Source organism: Streptomyces glaucescens (assembly GCF_002154375.1).
Lineage (GTDB): Bacteria > Actinomycetota > Actinomycetes > Streptomycetales > Streptomycetaceae > Streptomyces > Streptomyces glaucescens.
Window position 1 is genome coordinate 1 of record NZ_MUND01000908.1, and the last position, 4,027, is coordinate 4,027.

The 4,027-nt window shown below is 77.6% G+C and carries 3 protein-coding genes; all 3 read left to right on the plus strand.

Annotation, left to right across the window (positions count from 1 at the left end):
• Positions 1-712, plus strand: a 712-nt coding sequence (locus tag CCN42_RS39165; RefSeq protein ID WP_107427726.1) for a ComEA family DNA-binding protein, incomplete at its 5' end; no start/stop codon positions are given.
• Between the two features lie 188 nt (positions 713-900).
• On the plus strand, positions 901-3,549 hold the full coding sequence (locus CCN42_RS39170) for a ComEC/Rec2 family competence protein (protein ID WP_245877675.1): 2,649 nt from the start codon (positions 901-903) through the stop codon (positions 3,547-3,549).
• A 4-nt stretch (positions 3,550-3,553) separates the two neighbouring features.
• On the plus strand, positions 3,554-4,027 hold a 474-nt coding region (locus CCN42_RS39175; RefSeq protein ID WP_143662196.1), incomplete at its 3' end, for an arylamine N-acetyltransferase family protein.

The window sequence follows — 4,027 nt, forward strand, 5'->3', positions numbered from 1 at the left end:
GGCCTGGCGGGGAAGGGCGCGGCTTGCCCTGCGGGAGCGGATGCCGGTGTGGCTGCAGGCCCGGGTCGGGCTGGAACGGCGGAGCGTGCTGGCGCTGACCGTCCTGCTCGTGGTGGCCGCCGGATTCGCCGTGCAGCACTTCTGGAGCGGGCGGACCGAGACCGTACGGGCGCCGGAGGTGGTCGAGGCGGCTCCGCACGTCGAGGCGGCGCCGCACGCGGAAGCAGCGGGTGCCCCGGCCGGGACCGGGACCACCGCGCCGACGAGCACACCGGGCCCCGAGATCGTGGTGGACGTCAGCGGGAAGGTGCGGGAACCCGGGATCCACCGGCTTCCCGCGGGAGCGCGGGTGGTGGACGCGCTGGAGGCGGCGGGCGGGGTGCGGCCGGGCACGGACCTCGACGGGCTCAACCGGGCGCGGTTCCTCGTGGACGGGGAGCAGGTGGTCGTCGGCGGGCCCGCTCCCGCTCAGGTCCCGGCTCCGGGCGCTGCCGGAGGTGTTCCGGGCGCGGCACCGGTGGGACCCGTCTCCCTCAGCACGGCCACGGTGGAGCAGCTCGACACCCTGCCCGGCGTCGGTCCGGTGCTCGCCCAGCACATCGTCGACTACCGCACCCGGCACGGCGGCTTCCGCTCGGTGGACGAGCTGCGCGAGGTCAACGGCATCGGCGAGCGACGCTTCGCCGACCTGCGGGATCTCGTACGGCCATGAGGGGCGGGGAGGCGGCCTCGGCGGACGGCCGGGGCGAGGGGACGTCGCTGGTCCCTGGCCGGGGCGAGGGGACCTCACCGGGGCCCGGTCCGGGCGAGGGAACCCCTCCGGGCGCTGGTCGGCCCGAGGGAACACCGCCGGGTCTCGGCCGGTCCGAGGAGGCCACCGGCCGGCCCGGGCGGACGGCGGTGCACGCGGCGTCCGGGAAGCGGCTGGGCGACCCGCATCCGCGGCAGGAGGGACCGGCCGATCTCCGCCTCGTCGCACCGGCGCTCGCCGCCTGGATGACGGCGGCCCTGATGCTGGGCGCCTCGCCGGGGTGGGCCGTCGGGGTGGTGACGGGGTGCTCGGCCGGGGCGGTCGGCCTGCTGTGGGCGGCGCGCCGAACGGGCCGGGCGGCGCGTCGAGCGGTCCGGGCGGCCCGTGGGTCACCGGACGGCGGTGCCGGGCCCCGAGTGCCGGGCGCTCGGCGTCGGGAGCGGGTCGCCTGGTTCCGGGTGCCCGTGGCCGCTGTTCTGGTCTGTGTCGCCGCGGCTGCCGCCTCCGCCGGGCTGCACGGGGCGGATCTGCGTCGGGGACCGGTGCCGGGGCTGGCGCGGGAGTACGCCACCGTGACCGCGGAGGTCGAGGTCACCGGTGACCCTCGGCTGACCCGGCCGCGGGTCACCGGCGATCGTCCGGCCCGGGGGTCCGTGCTGCTGCGGGGAGAGGTCCGCGCGGTGCTGGAGCGGCCCGCGGCCGGGACGGCACAGGACCGCCGGGCACAGGACCGCGCGGCACGGCCCGGCACGGCACAGGCCGTGACCGTGCGGACGGTGACCCGGGCGCCGGTGCTCGTGATCGTCGACACGGGGCACGGGCCGTCCGGGAGCGCGCGGGCGGATGGGGCCGGGCGGTCGTCCTGGCTCGGACTGCTGCCCTCCACACGGCTGCGGGTGACGGGCCGGCTGGCACCGGCCGTCGTGGGCGGGGACCGCATCGCGGCCGTTCTACGGGTGCGGGACCGGGCGGGACCGGAGGTGGTGGGGCGGCCCACCGATGCGCAGCGGTTCGCCGGGCGGTTGCGGGCCGGACTGCGGGAGGCGACCGACGGCCTGCCCCCGGACGCGCGGGCCCTGCTGCCGGGCCTCGTGGTGGGGGACACCTCGCGCGTCGGGCCCGACCTGGACGCGGCCTTCAAGGAGACCGACCTCGCCCATACGCTCGCCGTGTCCGGCAGCAACCTCACCATCGTCCTCGCCCTGCTCCTGGGCCCGCCCGGACTGGCCCAGCGGGCAGAGCGGCGCGGGCTCGCCCCACGGCTCGGCGTCTCCCTGCGGGGCACCGCGCTGCTCGGCGGGATGCTCACCCTGGGGTTCGTCGTGGTGTGCCGCCCGGACCCGAGCGTGCTGCGGGCCGCCGCCTGCGGCGCGGTCACGCTGCTCGCCCTGGCCACCGGGCGCCGCAGGTCCCTGATCCCGGCACTGGCGACGGCGGTGCTGCTGCTGGTGCTGTACGACCCGTGGCTGTCGCGGAGTTACGGCTTCCTGCTCTCGGTGCTGGCCACCGGGGCACTGCTGACGCTCGCGCCGCGGTGGAGCGCGGCGCTGCGCCGGCGCGGGGTGCCGCCGCGGCCGGCGGAGGCGCTGGCGGCCGCCGCGGCGGCGCAGGCCGTGTGCGCGCCGGTCGTGGCGGTGCTGTCGGCGCGGGTGAGCCTGGTGGCGGTGCCGTGCAATCTGCTCGCGGAGTGCGCCCTGGCCCCGGCGACGGTGCTGGGGTTCGCCGCGCTCGCGGCGGCGCCGGTGGCGATGCCGGTGGCGCAGGCGCTGGCGTGGTGCGCGGGCTGGCCCGCCGGGTGGATCGCGGGCATCGCGCGTACCGGGGCGGCGCTGCCCGGCGCGGGCGTGGACTGGCCGGGAAGCTGGGCCGGAGCGGGGCTGCTGCTGTGTGTCACGGTGGCCGTCGTGGTGGCCGGGCGGCGGCTGCTGCGGCATCCCTGGCTGTGTGTGGCCGGCGGGCTGCTGCTGGTGCTGGCGGTGGTGCAGCCGCCCCCGCTGACCCGGGTGATCACCGGCTGGCCGCCGCCGGGCTGGCGGCTCGCGCTGTGCGACGTGGGGCAGGGCGACGCGACGGTGCTGGCGGCGGGCCAGGGCACCGGCGTGGTGGTGGACGCCGGGCCGGACCCGGTGCTCGTGGACCGCTGCCTGCGCGGGCTGGGCATCACCAGGATCCCGCTCGTCGTGCTCACCCACTTCCACGCCGACCATGTCGCCGGTCTGCCCGGAGTGCTGCGGGGGCGCACGGTGGGGGCCATCCAGACGACGGGGTACGAAGAACCCGCGGACCAGGCGGAGTTCGTCCGGCGGGAGGCGGCCGCGCGGCGGGTCCCGGTGACGCGGGCGGTCGCCGGGGAGCGGCGGCGCAGCGGCGGCCTGTCCTGGGAGGTGCTGTGGCCGCCGCCCTCGGGACCGGTGCCGGAGGGACCGAACGACGCCAGCGTCGCCCTGCTCGTACGGTCGGCGGGGCTGCGGATGCTGCTGCTCGGCGACCTCGAACCCCCGGCCCAGCGGGCGCTGTTGCGGACGCCGGGGGCGGCGCTGATCGGCCGGGTGGACGTCCTCAAGGTCGCCCACCACGGCTCCGCCTACCAGGACCCGGAGCTGATGCGCAGGGCCGCACCGCGCCTGGCCCTGATCTCCGCGGGTGAGGACAACCCGTACGGGCATCCGGCGCCCAGCACCCTGGCGGCGCTGCGGGCCCAGGGCGCGGCGGTGCTGCGGACGGACCGGGACGGGGCGGTCGCGGTGATCGGTGTGGATCGTCACGGTCGTCGGGAGATACGGGTGGCGCGAGACTGAGGAGATGAAATCGAGCGAGGTTGACGCCTATCTCGGCCGCCTGGGGGTTGCCCGCCCGGCCCGGCCCTCCCTTGACGCCCTGCGCGAGCTGCACCTGCGCCATCTGCAGACGGTCCCCTTCGAGAACCTGTCGGTCCATCTCGGCGAGGCGGTCGTCCTCGACGAGAAGCGGCTGCTGGACAAGGTGGTGGGCGCGCGACGGGGCGGGTTCTGCTACGAACTCAACGGCGCGTTCGCCGCGTTGCTGGACGCGCTCGGATTCGAGGTGACGCTGCTGGCGGCGCGGGTGCACGGCCCGCGGGGACGGCTCGGGATCCCGTACGACCACATGGCGCTGCGGGTGCGGACGGTGGACGCGGGGGACTGGCTGGCCGACGTCGGGTTCGGGGCGCACAGCCACTATCCGCTGTCGTGGCGGGAGCGGTCGGAACAGGAGGACCCCGGGGGCTCCTTCCGGATCGCCGAGGCGGGGCCGGAC